21 protein-coding genes are annotated in these 23,356 nt (G+C 30.4%); 15 read left to right on the top strand and 6 right to left on the bottom strand.

Translation table 11 applies throughout. From position 1 onward, the window contains the following. Positions 1-5 precede the first annotated feature (5 nt). From AC2D6V_RS03745 to AC2D6V_RS03700, 10 genes are all read left to right on the top strand, one after another. Complete coding sequence (locus tag AC2D6V_RS03745) at positions 6-767, top strand: formyl transferase (RefSeq protein WP_484646710.1); 762 nt, start codon at positions 6-8, stop codon at positions 765-767. A gap of 679 nt (positions 768-1,446) precedes the next feature. Next, complete coding sequence (locus AC2D6V_RS03740; protein WP_484646709.1) at positions 1,447-1,893, top strand: hypothetical protein; 447 nt, start codon at positions 1,447-1,449, stop codon at positions 1,891-1,893. Positions 1,894-1,906: 13 nt separating this feature from the next. After that, positions 1,907-3,043, top strand: a complete 1,137-nt coding sequence (locus tag AC2D6V_RS03735) for a glycosyltransferase family 4 protein (RefSeq protein WP_484646708.1) — start codon at positions 1,907-1,909, stop codon at positions 3,041-3,043. Beyond that, positions 3,024-3,962, top strand: coding sequence for an NAD-dependent epimerase/dehydratase family protein (locus AC2D6V_RS03730; RefSeq protein ID WP_484646707.1), 939 nt, complete (start codon positions 3,024-3,026; stop codon positions 3,960-3,962). Before AC2D6V_RS03735 ends, AC2D6V_RS03730 begins: the two co-directional genes overlap by 20 nt. 3 nt (positions 3,963-3,965) lie before the next feature. Beyond that, positions 3,966-4,946, top strand: coding sequence for an MraY family glycosyltransferase (locus AC2D6V_RS03725; RefSeq protein WP_484646705.1), 981 nt, complete (start codon positions 3,966-3,968; stop codon positions 4,944-4,946). Positions 4,947-4,952: 6 nt separating this feature from the next. Continuing rightward, positions 4,953-6,092, top strand: a complete 1,140-nt coding sequence (locus AC2D6V_RS03720) for a DegT/DnrJ/EryC1/StrS family aminotransferase (RefSeq protein WP_484646704.1) — start codon at positions 4,953-4,955, stop codon at positions 6,090-6,092. A gap of 45 nt (positions 6,093-6,137) precedes the next feature. Continuing rightward, positions 6,138-8,090 carry a polysaccharide biosynthesis protein gene (locus tag AC2D6V_RS03715; protein ID WP_484646703.1) on the top strand — a complete coding sequence of 651 codons (1,953 nt, stop codon included), beginning with the start codon at positions 6,138-6,140 and terminating at the stop codon, positions 8,088-8,090. Between the two features lie 48 nt (positions 8,091-8,138). Then, the gene (locus AC2D6V_RS03710; RefSeq protein ID WP_484646702.1) at positions 8,139-9,440 is read left to right on the top strand and encodes a UDP-glucose dehydrogenase family protein; all 1,302 of its coding nucleotides are present in this window, start codon (positions 8,139-8,141) and stop codon (positions 9,438-9,440) included. Between the two features lie 16 nt (positions 9,441-9,456). After that, positions 9,457-10,440, top strand: a complete 984-nt coding sequence (locus AC2D6V_RS03705) for a UDP-glucuronic acid decarboxylase family protein (protein ID WP_484646701.1) — start codon at positions 9,457-9,459, stop codon at positions 10,438-10,440. Between the two features lie 5 nt (positions 10,441-10,445). Then, positions 10,446-11,855 (top strand): exopolysaccharide biosynthesis polyprenyl glycosylphosphotransferase, encoded by a 1,410-nt coding sequence (locus AC2D6V_RS03700; protein WP_484646700.1) that lies wholly within the window; start codon positions 10,446-10,448, stop codon positions 11,853-11,855. On the opposite strand, the gene AC2D6V_RS03695 is transcribed toward AC2D6V_RS03700, so the two are convergent. The 3 genes from AC2D6V_RS03695 to AC2D6V_RS03685 are packed head-to-tail and all read right to left on the bottom strand — an operon-like array spanning position 11,852 to position 15,425. Continuing rightward, complete coding sequence (locus tag AC2D6V_RS03695) at positions 11,852-13,015, bottom strand: glycosyltransferase family 4 protein (RefSeq protein ID WP_484646699.1); 1,164 nt, start codon at positions 13,013-13,015, stop codon at positions 11,852-11,854. The two genes, AC2D6V_RS03700 and AC2D6V_RS03695, sit on opposite strands and share 4 nt — an antisense overlap. Beyond that, the gene (gene wecB / locus AC2D6V_RS03690; protein ID WP_484646698.1) at positions 13,015-14,109 is read right to left on the bottom strand and encodes a non-hydrolyzing UDP-N-acetylglucosamine 2-epimerase; all 1,095 of its coding nucleotides are present in this window, start codon (positions 14,107-14,109) and stop codon (positions 13,015-13,017) included. The genes AC2D6V_RS03695 and wecB overlap by 1 nt, the downstream gene beginning before the upstream one ends. Next, entirely contained in the window at positions 14,106-15,425 is a 1,320-nt protein-coding gene (locus AC2D6V_RS03685; RefSeq protein ID WP_484646697.1) for a phenylacetate--CoA ligase family protein, read from the bottom strand. The genes wecB and AC2D6V_RS03685 overlap by 4 nt, the downstream gene beginning before the upstream one ends. Before the next feature lie 156 nt (positions 15,426-15,581). Here AC2D6V_RS03685 and purD point away from each other — a divergent pair, with 156 nt between their 5' ends. Next, on the top strand, positions 15,582-16,853 hold the full coding sequence (gene purD / locus AC2D6V_RS03680) for a phosphoribosylamine--glycine ligase (protein ID WP_484646696.1): 1,272 nt from the start codon (positions 15,582-15,584) through the stop codon (positions 16,851-16,853). Here purD and AC2D6V_RS03675 read toward each other — a convergent pair. Then, a complete protein-coding gene (locus tag AC2D6V_RS03675) occupies positions 16,848-17,075 on the bottom strand; it encodes a DUF6341 family protein (RefSeq protein ID WP_484646695.1) in 228 nt (75 codons plus the stop codon). The two genes, purD and AC2D6V_RS03675, sit on opposite strands and share 6 nt — an antisense overlap. A 68-nt stretch (positions 17,076-17,143) precedes the next feature. Between AC2D6V_RS03675 and AC2D6V_RS03670 the strand changes: the two genes are divergently transcribed. Further along, a complete protein-coding gene (locus AC2D6V_RS03670; RefSeq protein ID WP_484646694.1) occupies positions 17,144-18,067 on the top strand; it encodes a DUF6427 family protein in 924 nt (307 codons plus the stop codon). On the opposite strand, the gene upp is transcribed toward AC2D6V_RS03670, so the two are convergent. Next, the gene (gene upp / locus AC2D6V_RS03665) at positions 18,056-18,715 is read right to left on the bottom strand and encodes a uracil phosphoribosyltransferase (protein ID WP_484646693.1); all 660 of its coding nucleotides are present in this window, start codon (positions 18,713-18,715) and stop codon (positions 18,056-18,058) included. The two genes, AC2D6V_RS03670 and upp, sit on opposite strands and share 12 nt — an antisense overlap. A gap of 144 nt (positions 18,716-18,859) precedes the next feature. On the opposite strand from upp, the gene AC2D6V_RS03660 reads away from it, so the two are divergent. Further along, entirely contained in the window at positions 18,860-19,465 is a 606-nt protein-coding gene (locus AC2D6V_RS03660; protein ID WP_484646692.1) for a DUF4254 domain-containing protein, read from the top strand. 78 nt (positions 19,466-19,543) lie between these two features. Then, a complete protein-coding gene (locus tag AC2D6V_RS03655; protein ID WP_484646691.1) occupies positions 19,544-20,566 on the top strand; it encodes a glycosyltransferase family 9 protein in 1,023 nt (340 codons plus the stop codon). Positions 20,567-20,684: 118 nt separating this feature from the next. Here the strand turns inward: AC2D6V_RS03655 and AC2D6V_RS03650 are convergent, their stop codons facing one another. Next, a complete protein-coding gene (locus tag AC2D6V_RS03650) occupies positions 20,685-21,746 on the bottom strand; it encodes a 2Fe-2S iron-sulfur cluster-binding protein (protein WP_484646690.1) in 1,062 nt (353 codons plus the stop codon). 121 nt (positions 21,747-21,867) lie between these two features. On the opposite strand from AC2D6V_RS03650, the gene AC2D6V_RS03645 reads away from it, so the two are divergent. Next, the gene (locus AC2D6V_RS03645) at positions 21,868-23,346 is read left to right on the top strand and encodes a DUF5687 family protein (protein ID WP_484646689.1); all 1,479 of its coding nucleotides are present in this window, start codon (positions 21,868-21,870) and stop codon (positions 23,344-23,346) included. The last annotated feature ends 10 nt before the right edge of the window (positions 23,347-23,356 follow it).

The following is a 23,356-nucleotide window of genomic DNA, read 5'->3' as shown; positions in this document are numbered from 1 at the left end:
CAGAGATGAACATTTTAATGCTTGCAAAGAACTCAGAATCGTCAAGGTATATGTACAATGCCATTAGTAAGGAGTTTAATATTCATTCAGTTGTTTTTGAGGCAAATACACATAAAAAAAAACTAATTAAAAGAAGAATTAAGAAATTAGGGCCTATTAAAGTAGCAGGACAGTTATTATTTCAAACTATTGTAGTATCATTTTTAAAAGTTGTAAGTAAAAATAGAATACAAGAAATTATAAAAGATAATTTACTGGATAATAGTAATATAGGTATCCCTACCCCTGTTTTTGTAAAATCTATTAATGAAGATATAGTAATTGAAGAAATAAGAAAAGTTTGTCCAGACGTAATCCTTGTGAATGGTACGGGAATTATTTCAAAAAAAATTTTAAATGCCACTACTGCTAAATTTATTAACACTCATGTAGGAATAACACCTAAATATAGAGGCGTTCATGGAGGCTATTGGGCGTTGGTAAACAACGACCCCGAAAATTGTGGTGTTACCATACATTTAATTGATGAAGGTATTGATACAGGAAAAATAATTTACCAAGACACTATTAAGATTACTAAAAAAGATAATTTTATTACTTACCCGTTACTACAAGTGAGCAAAGGAATTGATTTAATGAAGAATGCGCTCAAGGACTTAAAAGATAATAAACTTGAAGCACATAATAATTATCTTGAAAGCAAATTATGGTATCATCCTACTTTATGGGAATATATGTATTATAGAATAATAAAAAGAATAAAATAATAATTTGATAAACACAATAGTATTTTTAAGCTTGATGTTTTTAATATACAGAACTACTAGATTCTATTATGTTAATTCTATAACTAATTATTCCAAAATATATTTAGTTGTTTTAGTTTTTGTACATTTTTCTTTAACTTTCTTTAATTGGTATTGGAATTTGGATAAACAAATAGATGCTTATGCTTTTTATAATGACGCATTTAAATCCGATAGCTGGTTTAATTTATTTGGTATAGGAAGTGATTTTCTTAAATTTAGTATTTACCCGTTAGTTAAATTAGGGGTTAATTATTTAACCCTCTTCATGCTTTTTTCTTACATAAGTTTTTTGGGCTTTTTAATTTATTATAAATATTTAATTGAATTAAACATAAGTAATAATTTAAAAAGAATTTGCTTGTTGTTTTTTCTTCTTCCATCATTACATTTTTGGACAGGTTCTTTAGGAAAGGATGCGTTAATGTTTTTTTTAATGTCTTTTCTACTTCTTAAAATCAGAAAATCTGATCATAGTTCTTATAAATTTATTCTAGCGTTTTTAATGATTGGGATTATACGACCCCATGTATTTGCTGTCTTACTATTAGCGTTTATTATTGTTCTTATATTTGAAAAAAGAGCAAAGCCTTTACATTTTATTATTGCAACAATTTTAATTTTTATAAATTATAACATAATGTTAAAATTTGTTAACATTCCTAATTTCACAATTGATAATATCAGGCATAAATTATATCAATTTAATGAATATGGTTTGGCAAGCGGGAATAGTCATATAGATTTATTTACTACTAATTATTTTGAAAGAGTTTTTGCATTATTGTTTAGACCTCTTTTTATAGATTCAGAAGGCTTGTACCAATTTTATGTGTCTATTGAAAATGCGTTGGTATTATTATTTACGATAATTATGTTTTATAATTATAAAAAAATTAAAAATATATTAAAATCAACCATTGATATTAAGTTTGCTTTTATTTCTGCTATTTTAATCACACTATTAATAAGTATATATATTTATAATTTGGGTCTTGCTAGCAGGATGAGAGCTATGATTATTCCGTATTTTTTATATTCGATTTTATTGTGCATAAAAGAAAATAATAAAGGAAAAACTGTTTAACTATAAAGTTTTAATGGCTAAGATTACTAAGAAATTATTATTTGTTGTAAATGTAGACTGGTTCTTTATTTCTCATAGACTTTGTATCGCTCAAGAGGCTGTACAGAAAGGTTGGGAGGTTTTTGTAGCAGGAGAAGAAACTGGAAGGTCAGGAGAAATAAAAGAGTATGGGATTTCGTTTATAAATACACCTTTTTCAAGATCTGGGACTAACCCTATTAAGGAATTAAAAACATTATTAGTATTTTATAAACTTTATAAAAAAATTAGACCCGATGTAGTACATCATATTACGTTAAAACCAGTCATCTATGGAAGTGTTATATCAAGGTTAATAAGGGTTAAAGGAACCTTGAATGCTATAAGCGGTTTGGGTTATAATTTCACTGGCGAGCGACGGGGAATAGTACAGAAATTTATGATAAGATTAATGAAATATGGATTTAATCAAAATAATCTTGCTGTAATTTTTCAAAACCAAGATGATTATAAAGAAATTAAAAATTTAGGCATATTAGCCAATAAGAATAAAATCAATTTTATAAAAGGTTCTGGAGTTAATCTAGTAGAATATAGTCATAGCCCCTTTCCTGTCTCAGATAAAGTAATTGTACTTTTACCAATTAGAATGTTATGGGATAAAGGAGTTAAAGAGCTTAGACAGGCAACAGAATTACTCAAGGATAAATTTTATGGAAAAGTAAATTTTATATTATCAGGTTTGGCCGATGTAGAAAATAAAGCAGGTGTTACAGAAGATTATTTGAAGGATTGGGAAGAAGTTGGTTATGTAGAATGGATTGGTTATCAGAAAAACATGGTTGATGTATATAAAAATTCTCATATAGTTGTGTTGCCTTCTTATCGAGAAGGAATGCCTAAATCATTAATTGAAGCCTGTGCAATTGGAAGACCAATTATTACCACAAATGCTGTTGGGTGTAAAGAATGTGTTGAAGAAGGCAAGAACGGGTATAAAGTTCCAGTAAAATCAGTTAAAGAGCTTGCTAAAGCGATTGAAAAATTAGTAACATCAGAAGAAGATCGGATAAAAATGGGAAAATATTCCAGGCAAAAAGCTGAAAAAGAATTTTCACAGGAATTAGTAGTTAGAAAACATCTTGAAATTTATGACGAGCTCTGTAAATAATAGCATTTTAATATCTGGAATAAATGGTTTTGTGGGAGGTAACCTTGAAAAATATTTAAAGAGGAATTATAATATACAAGGTTTATCAAGAAATTCAAATAAGGCACTCCAAATTAAGTCTTATAATCAGTTATCTGTAGATTTCCTAAATAGTTTTAATGTTTTTGTTCATTTAGCAGGCAAAGCACATGATTTAAAAAACACTAACAATGAAAAGGAATATTTTGAAGCAAATACTGAATTAACCATTAATCTATATAACAATTTTCTTAAAAGTAATTGTGAAATCTTCATTTTTTTGAGTTCTGTTAAAGCTTCTTCAGACCAGTTTGAGGGCGTTTTAACCGAAAATCACATACCAAACCCTAAAACAATATATGGAAAATCAAAGCTTAAAGCGGAGCATTACATTCTAGAGAAAGGTTTGCCTAAAAACAAGAAAGTTTATATTCTCAGACCGTGTATGATACATGGACCAAATAATAAAGGAAACCTAAACTTGCTTTATAATTTTGTAAGAATGGGTTTGCCTATACCACTTGGGCGATTTAATAATAAAAGATCTTTTCTTTCAGTGGATAATTTATGTTTTATAATTAAAGAAATTATAGAAAAAAAACCAAAATCGGGCATTTATAATGTTTCAGATAATGAGGTATTTTCTACAAATCAATTAATTTTATTAATTGGAGAAGTAATTGGTAAGAAACCTTTAATTTTTAATATGCCTAAATTGGCGATAAAGTATATTGCAAAGGTTGGAGATGTTTTCCCAATTCCAATAAATAGTGATCGCTTAAATAAATTAACAGAACATTATTGCGTCTCAAACAATAAAATAACCAGTACTCTTAAAATCTCATTACCTTTAACAGGGGAAGAGGGTTTTATAAAGACAATAAATTCTTTTAACAACTAGAAAATGCTCATATTTGTCGCTATTTTTTTTACATTACTAATAATAGAAATTTTATATTTGCACTACGCGCATAATAAAGGGATAAAAGATAACCCTAATCATCGAAGTGCTCACATAATTCCTACAACTAGAGGAGGTGGTATTATCTTCATTCCAGCTACCTTACTTTTTTTGGTATTCTTTTATGAACAAATGGATAATAGTTTGATTTATTTTATCGCATCTGTTTTTATTGTTTCCATAATTAGTTTTGTGGATGATTTAAAAACATTGTCATCAAGAATTAGAATAGTTTTCCATTTTATTGCTTTAACAATTGCTTTTATAGGGATTGAAATTTTCGACAATTTTTCAATAATAACAATTTTGATATCTCTTATCGCTTATTTACTTTCATTGGGTTTTTTGAACATTTATAATTTTATGGATGGAATAAATGGAATGACTTTTTTAAATGCCTTATGTAGTTATATTACTTTGTATATAATTAACACTTATATTATTAATTTCACCAATGGCAACTTAATTATTGTATTTGCCTTAGCTACAGTGGTTTTTGGGTATTTTAACTTTAGAAAAAAACCAAAATGTTTTGCAGGGGATGTTGGTAGTATAACAATAGGATTCACAATAATTTATTTTACTTTAAAGCTATATCAGGTTAGTCAAAACTATTGGGTGTTTTTAATTTTAGGAGTTTATTTAATAGATGGAGGGTGGACTATTATAGAGAGACTTTTTAGAAGAGAAAATATTTTTGAAGCTCATCGTAGGCATTTATATCAACTTTTGGTGAACGAAATTAAAATCTCTCATTTAATAGTTTCGACAGCTTATTTTATTATACAATTAATCTTAAATATAATTGTTGTCTACTTTTTAATGAATCATAATCGTAGTATTTTAACTCTTGTATTTCTTTTTGTATTTCTTTCTTTCATATATTATATATTCAAACAAGGTACATATAAGAAAGTAAAATAGGAATTAATGAATAAAATTTCACTCTCATCACCTCATTTAACGCATAATGAAGATAAATTCTTTAACCGTGCAAGTAATAAAGGAGAAGTTTCATTATATGGTGAGAATATTAATTCATTTGAAAATAAATTAAATAATTTTATAGGACAAGGACATTTTGCTGCTCTAAATTCAGGAACAGCTGCAATTCATTTAGCTTTAATACAATTAGGAATAAAAGCTGGAAACGAGGTAATTTGTCAAAGCTTTACCTTTTCAGCTTCTGCTAACCCCATTGTTTATCAAGGTGCAACTCCAGTTTTTGTTGATAGTGAACCTGAGACTTGGAATATGTGTCCAAATCAACTAGAAATTGCAATAAAAGATAGGATTTCGAAAGGCAAAAAACTTAAAGCAATTATAGTAGTTCATCTCTATGGTATGCCCGCAAAAATAGATGAATTGCTTTTCATCTCTAAAAAATATAGTATTCCAATAATAGAAGATGCCGCTGAAGCATTAGGGTCTACTTATAAAGGCAAGAAGTGTGGAATATTTGGAAAATTTGGAGTGTTCTCATTTAATGAAAATAAAATTATTACGACCTCAGGGGGTGGAGTGCTAATTTGTAGAACAGAAAAAGATAAAGAAAAAACAATATTTTTGTCCACCCAAGCTAGGGATAATGCGCCTCATTATCAGCACTCTGCAATCGGATATAATTACAGAATGGATAATGTTTCGGCAGGAATTGGAATAAAGCAACTAGAGGTTTTAGACAAGTACATAAAACTTCGAAGAGAAAACAATAAATTTTACAAAGAAATTTTTAAAGCCATAAATGGCATTAAAGTATTTAAAGAACCGAATACAGATTTTTTTTCAAACCATTGGTTAAGTTGTATTACAATAGAAGAAAGTAAAACCGGATTTAATAGAGAAGACTTGAGATTAGAATTACAGAAGTATAATATTGAAGCTAGACCATTATGGAAACCAATGCACCTGCAACCTATATTTAAAGAGTCCCCTTTTTATGGTTCCAGCGTTAGTGAGGGCCTATTTAATAATGGGTTATGTTTACCATCAGGTTCTAACTTAACAGATGATGATAAAAGAAGAATTAAAAGTGTAATAACCAACTTTGTAGAGTATATTAAGAAATAGATTTTATAAATCATTAAATTTGCATAGATTGTGATAATTAAGTAGATGGATAAAATTAAAGAAATAATAAAACTAGTATTTAAAAACACCATATTTAAACTTGGAGTAAATAGTATGGACTATTTACCAAGGTGGATTATTTTGTTCTGGGATATTCAGGTCGCTTTTTTTGCATTGGTTTCTGCTGCTTTTATCATAAATAATTTTTCATTACAATTTCTAGACACTCTATTTTTACAACAAGTTATACTTGCAGAAGTAGTTACAGTTATATTCTTTTTAATTTTTAAAACTTATGTTGGTGTTATTAGGCATTCGACAAACGTAGATGCTGTTAAACTTTTTTTAGCGGCTTTGCTTACTGCAATTGCATTAGTTGTTATTGATTTTGCTTCTTTTAAATTGGTTGAAAAATCTTTTTTTACACCTATTTTCATAATTGTATATTCACTGTTACTTTTTAGCGGACTTCTCCTTTATAGACTTTTAATAAAACAGGTGTATGCCAAATTTTTACTCAACAATAATCCAGACATCGAGAAAGTTTTTATTCTTGGAGTTTCACAAAACTCAGTTTCAATTGCTGTAGCTATAGAGAATGAGTTACCTAAGCGCTTTAAAGTTCTGGGGTTTTTAGATGACGATATACAGAAAAGCAATAAAAGAGTTTTAGGAGTTCCGGTGCTACATATAAAAAAGAAATTGCATGTTCTAATTAGAGCCAATAAAGCAAATGGGATAATTATTTTAGAAGATGGATTAAAAAACGATCAGTATTTAAGAGGAGTCGAAGACTGTATAGAACATGGTATTAAAGTATATAGAGCTCCGTCAATTTCAGAATTAGATATTAATAGTGGCGTTAACGACACAATCCAAGATATTCAAATTGAAGACCTTTTGGGAAGAGAACCTATTAAAATAAGTAATTTAAATGTATTGAACTTAATTCAGAATAAAACAATTTTTATTACGGGAGGAGCTGGTTCTATTGGTTCAGAAATTGTTGAACAATTAAGTAAATATAATCCAAAGGAATTAATTGTAATAGATCAAGCTGAAACACCTTTACATAGTTTAACACTAAAGGTGAATAAAAACCACCCTAAGTTAAATTTTACTCCTGTAATTTGTGATGTTAAAAATAAAGAAAACTTAGAATACTTATTTAAGAAACACAAACCTGATTTAATTTATCATTGTGCCGCTTATAAGCATGTTCCTTTAATGGAAAAAAACCCAGACCAATCGGTTTTAGTTAATATTTTAGGCTCTGTGAATATGGCAGATTTAGCAGTAAAGTACGACTGTGAAAGGTTTGTTATGATTTCTACAGATAAAGCTGTTAACCCAAGCAATGTTATGGGCGCCTGTAAAAGAGTGGCAGAAATGTATGTGCAATCACTTCACAATCAAATCCATAAAGACAAGGACAATATAGTTAAGACTAAATTTATTACCACGCGTTTTGGAAATGTTTTAGGGTCTAATGGGTCTGTTGTCCCTCTTTTTAAAAAGCAGATTACTTCCGGGGGCCCAGTCACTATAACACACCCAGATATTATAAGGTACTTTATGACAATTCCAGAAGCCTGTCAATTAGTTATGGAGGCAAGTAGTATGGGTACTGGTGGCGAGATTTTTATTTTCGATATGGGCAAAGCTGTAAAAATAATTGATTTAGCCCATAAAATGATTCGTTTAGCAGGTCATATTCCCGAGAAAACCATTAAAATTAAAACAATTGGACTAAGACCAGGAGAAAAACTTTATGAAGAATTATTAAACGATAAGTCAATAACATTACCAACTTATCATGAAAAGATTATGATTGTTAAAGAGAATAACAATCAATACAACTACATCAATAAAGAAGTTGAAAAAATAATAGCTTCTGCAAATGCTCATGAAATTGAAAATATTATTAAAGGAATAAAATTATTGGTTCCTGAATACAAAAGTTTAAACTCTCAATTTGAAAAATTAGACGTTTCCTGATATTATAAAAGGATATAATGCAACCCCCAAATAATGTAAATTAATTTAATGAAAATATCAGTTATTGGAACAGGATATGTAGGATTAGTGACTGGAACTTGTTTAGCAGAAACAGGTAATGACGTCCTTTGTATTGACATAGATAAAAAAAAAGTTGCTCAAATGAAAAGGGGCAAAGTGTCTATCTATGAACCCCATTTGGATGTTTTATTTGAAAGAAACATAAAAGCCAATCGACTTAAGTTCTCTACAAGTTTAAATGAAGGGCTAGATCATGGTGATATAATTTTTCTTGCTTTGCCAACTCCAGAAAACGAAGATGGTTCTGCTGACTTAAAGTATGTTTTAGGAGTGTCTAATGACATAGGGAAATTAATCAAAGACTATAAAATAATAGTAGACAAAAGTACTGTGCCAGTTGGCACATCTGATAAGGTTAAAGAGGCTATTGCTTCAAACTCTAAAGTGAATTTTGATGTGGTTTCTAACCCTGAATTTTTAAGAGAAGGGTTTGCTGTAGATGATTTTTTAAAACCCGAGCGAATAGTAATAGGTTCAAGTTCGCAACGTGCTATAGAAACAATGAGAAAGCTATATAAGCCTTTTGTCCGTTCCGGTAACCCCATTATTATTATGGACGAACGTTCAGCGGAATTAACTAAATATGCAGCCAACGCTTTTTTGGCTACGAAGATTACATTTATGAATGAGATTGCTAACTTTTGCGAGAAAGTTGGGGCAGATATAGATAAAGTTAGAATAGGAATGGGGACTGATTCAAGAATTGGTAAACGGTTTTTATTTCCAGGAATAGGTTATGGTGGCTCATGTTTCCCTAAAGACGTTAAGGCTTTGCATAAAGCAGGGAAGGATTCTAACTATAACTTTAAAATATTAGAATCTGTAATTAGAGTAAATAATACTCAAAAGAAAGCACTTATTCCTAAAATAGACAAATACTTTAAATCTGAATTAAAAGGTAAAACATTTGCTATTTGGGGATTGGCTTTTAAACCAGAAACAGATGATATTCGTGAAGCTCCATCGCTCTATATTATTGAAGAATTATTAAAAAGAGGCGCAAAAATAAAAGCTTTTGACCCAGAGGCTATGGCTAATGTCAAGAAAAAACTTGGAGATAAAATTCAATTCACATTGAACAAAGACGAAGCTCTTAAGGAAGCAGATGCATTAGTGATTTGTACTGAATGGAGTATATTTAGAACCCCTAATTTTGAGCTATTAAAATCTACCATGAAGGAGACAGTAATTTTTGATGGAAGAAATCTATATGATGTTGATGATATGAAAAAAGAAGGAATAAATTATATTTCTATTGGGAGACAATAAAAAAATCAATTAAAAATTGAAAAAAATTTTAATAACTGGAGCCGCAGGATTTTTAGGATCACATCTTTGTGATCGTTTTATAAATGAAGGGTTTTATGTTATTGGGATGGACAATTTTATTACCGGAGATATACGGAATTTAAAGCACCTTAATGAGAATCCGAATTTTAAATTTATTGAACATGATGTTACTGAGTTTGTTAATATTGAAGGTCATTTAGATTATGTTTTGCACTTTGCCTCGCCTGCCAGTCCAATTGACTATCTAAAAATTCCCATTCAAACTCTAAAGGTTGGCTCATTAGGAACACATAACTTGCTGGGTTTGGCAAAGGTTAAAAAAGCTCGACTGCTAATTGCATCAACGTCCGAAGTATATGGAGACCCTTTAGTCCACCCGCAGCCAGAAGGTTATTATGGCAATGTCAATACAATTGGTCCTCGAGGAGTTTATGATGAGGCTAAAAGATTTCAAGAGTCTATTACGATGGCATATCATAGGTTTCATGGGTTAGAAACGCGGATTGTTAGAATTTTTAACACCTATGGTCCTAGGATGCGTCTAAACGACGGACGTGTTATTCCCGCCTTCATGGGGCAAGCTTTAAGAGGAGAAGATTTAACAATTTTTGGGGATGGTTCTCAAACTAGGTCTTTTTGTTATGTAGATGATCAAATAGAAGGAATTTTTAGACTTTTATTTAGTGATTATGTTGAGCCTGTTAATATTGGAAATCCAAATGAAATATCTATAAAAGATTTTGCTGAAGAAATAATCTCATTAACTGGTACCTCGCAAAAGATAGTTTACAGGGATTTGCCAGTGAATGACCCATTGCAACGGCAACCTGATATCTCTTTGGCGAAAAAACTATTAGATTGGGAGCCCAAGATCGATAGAAAACAAGGAATGAAAATTACTTTTGATTATTTTAAAAGTTTAACTCAAGAAGAACTTTATAAAATTGATCATAAAGACTTTATTGCATACAATAAATAATTTTTATGGAATATGTACGTGGAAGGTATTCATGGCTTTTAAGACCAATTTTGATTGTTTTCGATGTTATTGTTATAAACCTTTTTGGCTATCTTTTCTTAGAATTAAATAGTGAGAGACTCTATTTTTTTAAAATAGAATTTCTTAACAATCAAAAGCTACTTTATTTTATTTATTCAACGGTTTTCTGGGTATTTTCTACTTCTATATTTAAGTTTTATAGTGTTTATAGATATACCTCTTTCTTAGATGTTTTAACTTTATTATTCAAACAATTTATTGCTTTTTTAATAATAGTTTATGCATTTATTGGGGTTTTTAGAAGTGTGAATTTGATTGCCTTTCAAACGTTTAGCTATTTAGTATATTGCTTTACAGCAATTGCTTTTGTCAAAATATTGAGTTATTACTCACTTAGGTTTTACAGATCAAAGCTGAAAGGTAACACAAGAAATGTAGTAGTAATTGGTGGCGGGGATATAACTAAAGAGCTAATAGATACTTTTTTAAAGGACAAAAGTCTTGGGTATAATATTGTGGGGACATATAGCAATAAAAGTCTATTTGAATCTAGTGAAAAACTAGAAGATGGTCTAACATTATTAAAGAACTCGAATAATATAGATGAAATTTACTGTGCCATAGATGAATTAAAGGAATCTGAAGTTAATGAGTTAGTTAAGTACGCAAACATAAATCATTGTAATATAAAATTTGTCCCAAAAACAAAAAAACTATTTACAAAAAGGCTAAACACAAACTATTATGGGTACTTACCTGTTTTATCAATTGAAGAAGCTACACTAAATAAAAATTTAAATAGGTTCCTAAAAAGAGGGTTCGATATTGTTTTTTCAACAATCATTATAGTTGGTGTTTTATCATGGTTATCAATAATATTGTATATCTTAATTAAGATTGAATCAAAAGGGGCGTTGTTTTATAAGCATAAACGTAATGGAATCAATTATAAGGAATTTGAGTGTTATAAATATAGAACCTTAAAAATAGACACTAATATTAAAGGGGAATATGTTAAAAAGGAAGACGTTAGAGTTACTAGAGTTGGAAGGTTTTTAAGAAGAACAAGTTTGGATGAACTACCACAGTTCATAAATATTTTTTTAGGAGACATGTCTGTAGTGGGACCCAGACCTCATATGTTATCCTATACAAAGGCTTATTCAAAAGTTATAGACAAATACAACTTTATTTATAGACATAGTGTTAAACCAGGTCTTACAGGTTTAGCTCAAGTAAGTGGTTTTAGAGGAGAAATTAAAGAAGACAAAGACATTATAAACCGAATAAAATACGATATCTTTTATATTGAAAACTGGTCAACACTATTAGATATAAAAATTATTTTTCAAACACTTGGAAATATAATTAAAGGAGAAGAAAAGGCCTATTAAAGTTTATGCATTAATTGTTTTAGTTGACGAATAAAATTAAAATTTTCAATACCTGTTGAGTGAATTTCACATCTATATTTAAAATCAATTTCTGCTCTGTTAATCTCAGAAATAACTTTATTCAAATCATCATAACTCCCAGCTTTAGCTACCCATCCTAAATGATGGTTTTTAATAATTTCCTCGCCTTCACCGCCAGCAAAATAAAGCATAGGAATACCTAAATAGGCGTATTCGAATATTTTTGAAGGTACCGATCCATAAATTCTATTGAGCAAAGGAATTATAGTTAAGTCATATTTAACTAATTCTTTATGTACTTTTTTTCTTGAAACTTCGCCATGATAAACCACATCTAATGCGGCATTACTATTAATAAGATTTTCGATTTGTTTTTGTTCTGAACCAGCACCATAAATATGTAATTGTACATTGGAGTAATCTAATTCTAGACATAACTTATAAACTCCTTGTGCGACACCTAATAAACCAGCATAAACAATTTGAAGTTTACCTCGTGAGAAATCTTTTTTGATAAGCTGGGGAGGTTTAAAATTGGGAAAGTTGCGATATAAGAACGTTTCTTTATTTGGAAATTGCGACTTAACATGTGCTAATATTTCTTTACTTTGACCAAGAATTAGATTAGCATTTTTATAATTAACAGATTCTATCCGTTCAAGTAACTTGTAACTCCAACCTTTTTTTAGTGCTCCCAATTCTAACCCTGCTAGAGGCCATAAATCACTCACGTTTAAAATAAGTTTTCGTTTTTTTGATCGTAAAAAAAACATTGCAGTAAAAGCCACTAATAAAGGTGGCGATTGCACAATAACTATTTTTGGAATTTTATTAGTGACGAAAAACCACACTAAGCTAAAGCTATAGGAAAGCATAGCAAATAGGCGTAAAATTTTATTTTTTGAATTACTTGCGGAAATCCATAGACGATGGATCTTTATATCGTTTTCAATAGAACCGATTTTGAAATGACCTTTGTAATTTTCAAAAATGGCTCCAGTTGGATAGTTTGGCAACGGCGTAACCACCGATACTTTAAAGCTATGCTTCTGCAAGCCTTCAGCAAGATGAAAAATACGGTTTGAAGCTGCGCCGGTTTCAGGTGGGAAATAGTTGGTTATAATTAAAATATCTTTCACTATAATTGATATCTTTCAATTAAATGATTAACAATTCGTTTTGCTGCAAGTCCATCCCATAATTTTGGAATTCTCCCCTGTTTCCAATGTCCAGAAAGTAGAATATCAAATGCATTTTGAATTTTATCAACATCATTTCCTACTAAAATGTTAGTGCCAATAATACACGTTTCTGGTCTTTCAGTAGAATCTCTTAAAGTAATACAAGGAATATTCATTACTGTTGCTTCTTCAGTAATACCTCCAGAATCTGTTAATACTGCCAGAGCATTTTTAACCAAATAATTAAATTCTAAATATCCTAAAGGCTCTACATAATGTAGGTTATCAAAATTCAAATTAAGTTCACTTAAAAGTTTTTGAGTTCTTGGATGTACCGGAAAAATAATTGGGTAATCTTTTCCTAAACTTACAATTTGATTAATAAGTGTTTTTAAACTTTCTTCTTCATCTACGTTACTTGGTCTATGAAGCGTCATGACCAAATATTTTTTATTCGTTAATTTTAACTTATCCCATAATTTAGGTTTTCTTAATCTATTTTCATTTTTAAGTAATGTGTCAATCATCACATTGCCTACAAAAAAGATATTGGATTCAGAAACGCCTAATTGCTTTAAATTTTGATTCGCATAAGTTGAGGTTGTAAAGAAATAATCTGTTAAACTATCTGTGACAATTCGATTTATTTCTTCGGGCATTTGCAAGTCACCAGAACGAATACCGGCTTCAACATGAGTTACTTTTATTCCAGCTTTTTTAGCAACAATAGTACACGCCATGGTCGAGGTGACATCGCCTACAACCATAACTAAATCACATGGATTTTGTGATAGTTCTGATTCAAAACCAATCATTATAGCAGCAGTTTGTTCTGCTTGCGAACCACTTTTTACCTCTAAATTACTATCTGGTAAAGGAATATTTAATTCTTCAAAAAAAGTACCACTCAAGTTTTTGTCGTAGTGTTGACCAGTATGGACGAGTCGATAGGTAATGTCAAAACCTTCTTTTTTTTTCTCTTTAATTGCTTCAATAATTGGAGCTATTTTCATGAAGTTGGGTCTAGCACCAGCTACTATGGTAATATTCATGTATTTTGATTTAAGAGGGACGAAAACTGTTTCAATTTACCACTTTTTGAACGAACTAATTTTTCTTTTCTTTCAAAAAGAATTGTCAAGCCTTTTTCTAGGTAGTTTTCCATTTCCGTTATAATAACGTTTGTTTTCTCTAAGGAAAGATCTTCAGTACTTACGTAATATATTTTGAAAGTGTCGAGTTTTAATTGTTCGATAACAAATTCTTTAACCTTATTATCTTTTTCAATAATACTTTTGGTAACATAATAAAAGGTTAATCCCGCAGCTTTTTTCCCGCTAGGCAAAACAGCAATGTCATTGGTTCTACCTATTAGTTTTTCTAATATTGGTTTTTTCGGTGTACTTTTTTTTGATAGCACCCCAATATCTCCAATATCATATCTAATAAATGGCTGTGATTTATTGTATAAAGATGTAATTACTAAACGACCCTCTTCTCCATATGGCAGTTTTTTATTATTATAATCTAAGATTTCTACAAAAAGCGTTTCACTATTAACAACCCATTCGTTATTTCTGTTTTCAAAGGCAATTAAATCTAATTCTGAGGCACCATATTCATTAATTATTGGTACTCCAAATTGGGTTTCCATAAGGTGTTTGTCATCTTCAAAAAGCATTTCAGATGTTACAACACAAGCTTTTAAAGTAGGACAAACAATTTTAAGTATTATATTTTTTCGCTTGAGAAATTTTGCAAACTGCACAATTGGACTTGTATAGCCATTCATGTAAACAAACGGTTTTTTTTTAAAAGTAATTAACCAGTTATTAAGAGCGAGATCACTTAAGTCAAAGACATTGAATCGAAAACGGTTACTTATGAAGTCTTTTAGTTTTTCGGTATTATATCCTTTTTTATCCAATGGAATGCCGTAAAACCGAGCTTGTTTGGTAGTGTTAAAATTAAGATTAAACCAAGAAAATCTATCCATAATAACACTCCATGTCAAGGCATGAGTAAACTTGTCTTTAGAAAAAATAAATGGATGCCCTGAAGCTCCCGATGTTTTATCTATATAAGTGTTGTTTTTTGTAAAACCATCAGATAAAAGGGTTTCTAATGGTTGCTGTAAATCATTTTTTGTCATGACCGGAATATTACACCAATCTTTATGATTAACATTTCTAGCAAAATTTTTATAAAAAGAATTGTTTTTTAAATGGTAATTAACAATAGCTTGTTTTTGCGATTCTATATATGAGTTGAACTCATCGGCATTTTTATTTTGAACATCCTTTAATAGACCTTTTGCCTTAGCAATAGGAAACCCTTTAAGTTGTAAGGAAATATTAAATAAATTCAAGTTATGAAACATATATTTTGTAAAGTAAATAAAAAATATTCGTGTATTCGTAGCATTAGTTTTATTTTTGCGAACTACAAAATTGCTTTTAATATATAGTATTAAAAAACAATACATTGTCATTCCCGTGAAAACGGGAAACTAAAAACTTATAAAATGAATATTTTAGTCCTTGGCTCTGGAGGAAGAGAGCATACATTCGCTTGGAAAATTGCGCAAAGTCCATTATGTAAGAATTTATTTGTGGCGCCTGGTAATTCAGGCACAGCTCAAGTGGCGATTAATGTGAATGTTAGTGTCACAGATTTTGACTCCATAAAAAAACTTGCTATAGAGAAGGAAATAGACCTATTAGTTGTTGGGCCAGAAGACCCATTGGTACAGGGAATTCATGATTATTTTTTAAATGATGATGCTATTAAACACATTTCGGTTATTGGTCCTCAAAAAGTGACTGCCGAATTAGAAGGTAGCAAAGAATTTGCTAAAGAGTTTTTATATAGACATAATATTCCAACGGCGGCTTATGAGAGTTTTACTAAAGAAACTGTTGAAAAAGGGTATGCGTTTCTAGAAAGGTTAAAGGCTCCTTATGTTTTAAAAGCAGATGGATTAGCTGCAGGAAAAGGTGTTGTTATTTTAAATGATTTGGAAGACGCCAAAGCAGAATTAAGAAGTATGCTTGTAGATGCTAAGTTTGGAGAGGCAAGCAACAAAGTAGTTATTGAAGAATTTTTAGAAGGTATTGAATTAAGTTGTTTTGTTTTAACCGATGGGAGCAACTATAAAATCCTACCAACAGCAAAAGATTATAAACGGATTGGTGAAGGTGACACAGGATTGAATACTGGTGGAATGGGAGCCGTTTCTCCAGTACCATTTGCAACAGACGAATTTTTAAGTAAAATTGAAGAACGCGTAGTAAAACCTACTATCAATGGGTTCAAAAAAGATAATCTACCGTATGTTGGTTTTGTGTTTATTGGGCTTATTAAAGTAGATGACGATCCAAAAGTTATTGAGTATAATGTAAGAATGGGAGACCCTGAAACAGAAGTAGTTCTGCCAAGATTAAAGAATGATTTTGTTGAAATTCTGCAAGCTATGGCTAAAGGGACTTTAGATAAAATTAATATTGAAATTGATGACCGAGCAGCTACTACAATTATGACAGTATCTGGAGGCTACCCTGAAGCGTACGAAAAAGGCAAGGAGATAATAGGCGTCAATGATATTGTAGATTCCATTCCTTTTCATGCTGGAGCTCAACTTGTAGATGGAAAAATAGTGACTTCAGGCGGACGTGTTATGGCAATTACTTCGTATGGAGACACTTACCAAGAAGCTATAAAAAAATCTTACCAAAGTATAGAAAAACTACATTTTGATAAGATGTATTATCGTAAAGATATTGGTTTCGATTTATAAATATGAGTGCGAAGAAATACTTTTATCTTCTTCGTTATTATCATTAAACATTTTGAGTTGCTTCATCCAATAAAGCATGGCTACAAAACCTATTACTAGGAAAATCCAAGAAACAGAATTCGCAGCAAACCAATTTTCTAACTCTAAAGCTCTTAAAGCATCATAAGGAGCAAATAATACATCTACAAATAAATCTTGTATTGCGTAAAAGAAGTCTTTCATAGGTACTTATTGTTTTCTAACCACATTATAGTTAGTATATTTACAAGGCAAAAATACAAAAACAGTTAATGATTACAAGCATTTTTAGTAAATCTAAGCCAATAAATTTCATCATTGTTTTTTTTATCACACTTTTGGCTTTTTCAGTCACTTATTTTAAACTAATAAATGAGCCTATAACTATAGATTTTGTTTTCAAACAAGTTGTATTATTTTCAATATGTTATATATCGATTTTGGTTCTCAACTTCATCGTTAGTAAGAATAAACTAACGAAGAATAATAATTATGAAATTTTACTCTATAGCTTATTTTTATTAGCAATAGTGCAAGCAACTACAAATATTAATATGTTGTTTGCTAATTTTTTTGTGTTGCTCGGGCTTCGGAGAGTTCTTAGTATTCGATCGCAGAAAAATGTAAATAAAAAGTTATTCGATGCAGCTTTTTGGATAGCAATTGCATCATTATTTTACTTTTGGGCAATTTTGTTTTTTATAATTATTATCGTCTCGTTGATCTTGTATACAGATAATAAACTTAACCATTGGATAATTCCCTTTTCTGGAGTCCTTACAGTTTTTCTTATAACGGTTTGCCTTTCTATTTTAAGGTACGATGATTTTTTTAGCGCATTTAATACTTTACCCGAATTTAGTTATGATTTTAGTAGCTATAATTCAACAGCATTTATAACTGCCATTACCATGTTATTCTCTTTTGGAATATGGTCTGCCATATTTTTTATTAAAACAATAAAGCAAAAAAAGAAAGCTTTTAGGCCTTCTTTTAATGTTATTTTAATAGCTATGCTAGTTGCTTTTATGGTTGTAATTTTAGCACCTGAGAAAGATGGAAGCGAATTCTTATTTATGTTTGCTCCATTGGCAATTATTATCACTAATTATATTGAAGTTATTCAAGAAAAGTGGTTTAAAGAGGTGTTTTTATTACTGCTTTTATTAGTACCATTTGTAATTTTAGTGTTGTAATTTATCGCCAAAAGCCAAATCTCCTGCATCTCCTAAACCTGGTATAATATATCCTTTGTCGTTAAGATTTTTATCTATTGCTGCAATCCATAAATGAGTTTTTTCTGTAAATGAGCTGTCAACATAATCAACGCCCTCTTGTGCTCCAATAACACTTACTAAATGTACTTCTTTGGGTTTGCCAAAAGGTTTTAGAGCTTCGTAAGTAGCGACCATAGATTGTCCTGTGGCTAGCATTGGATCTGCTAAAATAAGTGTTTTACCTTCTAAGCTGGGACAGGCTAAATATTCAACTATGATTTCAAAACTTTCTGGGTTGTTTTTATGATGTCTGTATGCCGAAATAAATGCGTTTTCGGCAGCATCAAAGTAATTTAATAATCCATTGTGTAAAGGAACACCAGCTCTTAATATAGAGCATAAAACAATATTGTTTTCAATTAAATTAATAGAACAATTTCCTAAAGGGGTTATAACTTCGGAAGATTTAAAATTTAATGTTTTACTTAATTCATAACCTAAAATTTCTCCAATACGTTCTATATTTCTTCTAAAGCGCATGCTATCTTTTTGAATATTAGCGCTTCTTATTTCTGAAATAAAATTATTTAAGATTGAATTTTGTTCAGATAAATTGTGAATAATCATGTCTTGAAACTAAATTTAAATAGTAAAGTTAGTAAAACCAATGGTTAAAATGGAAAGAAGAATCTTAATTAAGAATAGCAACGAATCTTTTGATATAGATTCTTGTATAATTTATGTAATTTTGTGCTTTAAAATTTATAGAACATGTTTACAGAAAAAGCTAATAAAATATTTCAAGATGTTATTGCCAAATATCACATTATTAACACGGTGGATCAACCATTCGAAAATGAGTATCCAGAAAGTGATTTATTAGAACATTTATTATACAGAAAATGTTGGATAGACACTGTACAATGGCATTATGAAGATATTATTAGAGATCCACAAATTAATCCTGTCGCAGCATTGACTTTAAAACGTCAAATTGATGCTTCCAATCAAGACAGGACAGATATGGTTGAGTATATAGATAGTTATTTTTTAGAAAAATATAAAGATGTTTCTGTTAAGGAAGGTGCAACTATTAATACCGAAAGTCCAGCTTGGGGAGTAGATAGACTATCTATTTTGGCATTAAAAGTGTACCATATGAATGAAGAAGCAACTCGTACAGATGCTTCTGATTCTCATAGAGAATCTTGTCAAAATAAATTAAACATTTTACTAGAGCAGCGTGTTGATTTATCTACAGCTATCGATACTCTATTAAACGATATAGAAAAAGGGGATAAATACATGAAGGTCTACAAGCAGATGAAAATGTATAATGATGATGAATTGAATCCAGTGCTTCGTTCACAAAAATAACAGTTTGTCATTCTGAACGAAGTGAAGAATCTCGCTTTAAAGATGTTTCGGCTACGCTCAACATGACATAATATATTTATGTCTATAAAAACGACACATATTTTAGTCATTCGTCTCTCAGCCATGGGAGATGTTGCTATGACGGTTCCTGTTTTGCGAGCATTAACCCACCAATATCCAGAATTTAGAATAACAGTTTTAACACGCGCTTTTTTCAAACCTTTTTTTAGAGATTTGAATCATGTAAAAGTCTTTTCAGCAGACCTAAAAGTAAAACATAAAGGAGTTTATGGATTATACAAATTAGCTAGAGAACTAAATAAAGACGATAGATATTATGCAGTTGCGGACTTGCACTGTGTATTAAGAAGTAAGATTTTAAAAAAGTTTCTAAGATGTAAATGCTTTATTAGTATTAATAAAGGAAGAGAGGAAAAACGTCTTTTAACATCAGGGGGTAAGTTTACCCAATTAAAAACAACCCATCAGAGATATGCAGATGTTTTCAAACGATTGGGTTATTCAGTTGACCTCCGCAAGCCAACTTTTCCAGAAAAGGCAGTTCTAAATGAAAAATCGCAACAATTAATGGAATCTAATCATAAACATCTGATTGGTATTGCGCCATTTGCTGCTCATGAAGGTAAAATGTATCCTTTAAATTTAATGCGACAAGTAATTCAAGCGCTTTCGGGAAATTACAAAGTTGTTTTATTTGGTGGAGGGATCAATGAAGCTCAAATTTTAAGTGATATTGAAAATCAACATAATAATGTTGTAAGCGTAGCAAACAAATTGACTTTAGATGAGGAATTAGATATAATTTCAAACCTAGATGTAATGCTTTCGATGGATTCCGGAAATGCGCATTTAGCCGCCATGTTAGGAGTGAAAGTAGTGACTATCTGGGGCGTTACACATCCATTTGCTGGTTTTGCACCGTTTAATCAACCAAAAGACTATGCTTTACTTGCAGATCGAAATAAATTTCCTGAAATACCAACTTCTGTTTATGGGAATAACTATCCAGAAGGATATGAACTAGCCGCAGGAAGTATTAAACCTGAAACAATAGTAAATAAAATTAAGTCTATTTTATAGAGTTGTCTTTCTTTCGATTCATGCAGAACTTATTTTAATAAGACGTGAATTCTTTTAAAAATAGACGGATTTATGTTTTGTTTTCTCCCTCTCGGGGATGCCTTTAAGGCAGAGGGGATTAAACATCATCATAATCCACAATAATAGTTGGTGTGGTTGGATGTGCTTGACAAGTCAAAATTAAACCTTCGGCAACTTCACTTTCCGTTAGAATATTGTTTTGTCGCATAGTAGCTTCACCTTCTTTAATACGAGCTAAACAACTACTACAAATACCTCCTTGACATGAATATGGGGCATCTAAATCTTCATCTAATGCTGCTTCAAGAATGGTTTGTTTTGCAGACATTTCGAAAGTTGCTTCTTCTTCATCAACAATAATTGTTATTTTAGAATTCCCAGAGGTTACACTAGACGATTCTACTTTAATTTCAGCGGGTTTTGCTGCTTTAAATAGCTCAAAATGGATACGTTCCTCTTTAATACCATGTTCGGTAAGCACATCTTTAACGGTATGAATCATAGCTTCTGGCCCACATAAATAAAAAGCATCAACTTCAACATGTTTGTGCTTGTTTTTCATCACATAATTAACGGTGCTTTTTTCAATACGACCAAAAATAGAATTTTCTTCATCCTTTTGACTAAAAACAAACTGAATTGAAAAACGTTCTTTGTAGCTATGTTGTAACTCAAGAAGTTCATTCAAAAACATGGTGTCTTGTGTAGATTTATTACCATAAACAAGTATCACTTTGCTATTAACTTCTTCCTCTAAAGCACATTTTATAATACTTAAGACAGGTGTGATACCGCTACCAGCAGCAAAAAGCGCTATATTTTTAGTTTTAGAGTCGTTAGGTTGAAAAACAAATCGACCTTTTGGCGGAGCCACTTCTAAATTGTCACCAACCTTTAATGTGTTATTTGCAAATGCCGAAAAAGTACCATCTTTAACTTCTTTTACAGCAACCTTTAATTCACCACTTTTAGGAGAAACACATAGTGAATAATCCCGACGTACTTCGTTACCATCAACTTCGGTTTTTAAAGTTATATATTGCCCTGCCTGAAAAGAAAAGACGTCTTTTAAGTTATCCGGTAGATTGAATGAAATACTTATAGCTTTTTCCGTTTCTCTTTTTATTGCTTTAACGGATAGTGTGTGAAATGACGACATGAATGAATTTTTGACAAAAGTAGTAAAGTTGATTTGTAAATTTTACTTTGATTGTAACAATTCGATTAAAAATATTACTAACACATAGAATTCTATTTTTATTAATTCAAACTAACCAAAAATGATAAAACGCTTTTTAAGTTTAGAGTGGAAATCTTTTTTTAGATCTGCCAGCTTTGGAAAAAGTTTAGGTATTAAAATATTCATGGGCTTTATAGCACTTTATTTTATGGGTATATTTTTATTCATAGGCTTTTTTATGGATAAAATTTTAAAAGAAGTGTATCCAGATTTTGATCCGCTTGTCGCTTTTAATGGCTTAATATTCTTTTGGATACTAGGCGATATTTTAGTTAGATTTTTCTTTCAGAAGTTACCAGTGATGAGCGTTAAACCATTGCTTAAACTTCCAATTAAAAGAAAAACAATTGTCAATTACGTATTAGGAAAATCGGTAACATCGTTTATAAATTTTTTACCATTATTTGCAGTTATTCCTTTCAGCATTAAACTAATATATGGCGGGTATGATGTCTCTACAGTTTTAGTTTGGTTATTAGTAATGATAATATTAACCTTGATTAACAACTTTCTCAATTTTATTATTGAAAGCTTATCTGCAGAGACAGAATTATCATTTTTACCTATTATTCTATTGGTAGGAGGTCTTTATGCGTTAAATTATTTTGAAATAATAAATATTGCTCAAGCGCTTTCAAATGGAATAACAACCATTTCTAAAACTCCGATTTTATTATTTATACCAATATTAATTCTTATTGGGCTTTATGCTTATAATTTTAAGTTATTGAGGCAAAAGCTATTTTTAGATAGTGGGTTGAAAACTAAAATAAAAGAAGTTAATACTTCTAATCTAGAATGGACAAAGAATTTTGGAGACATTGCACCGTTTATGCAATTAGATTTAAAACTTATTTGGAGAAATAAGCGCACAAAGTCTTCAGTTTGGATGCTCGCCATAGGGTTGCTTTATGGTCTATTCTTTTATCCCCAGCCGACTTACCAAGAAATGCCATGGTTTTTTGTTTTTATCGGGGTATTCTGTACTGGAATTTTCCTAATTAATTTTGGTCAGTTTATTCCAGCATGGGATAGTGGATATTACAAATTATTAATGAGTCAAAATATTAAGTACGAGCAATATTTAAAATCTAAATTCACTTTAATGGCAGTAAGTGTGGCTATATTATTTATACTAGGGATTCCTTATGTTTTCTTTGGATGGAAAATTTTATTGGCTCATTTCGTAGCTGCCATTTATAATATTGGTGTTAATACACATGTTATTCTTTACGGGGGGTCTTTTAATAGAAAAAAGATAGATTTAGGGCAAAAAGCCGCCTTTAATTATCAAGGGACAGGCGCGGTACAATGGCTTATTGGAATTCCGTTGTTATTGCTTCCAATGGGGCTATTTGCAATTTTCTATTTTTTAATTGGCTTTGAAATAGCGTGTTTAATACTTGCTATAATGGGAATTGTAGGGATTATTTTCCATCAAAGACTTATGAAGGCTATCACAGCAAAATATTTAGAATCAAAATATAAAATGATTGGTGCATTCGATCAAAACAACTAATAATTTACAA

This window comes from Algibacter sp. YIN40 (genome assembly GCF_057219435.1).
Note: the sequence above shows the minus strand (reverse complement) of the source record. Positions and strands in the feature narration are given on the sequence as shown.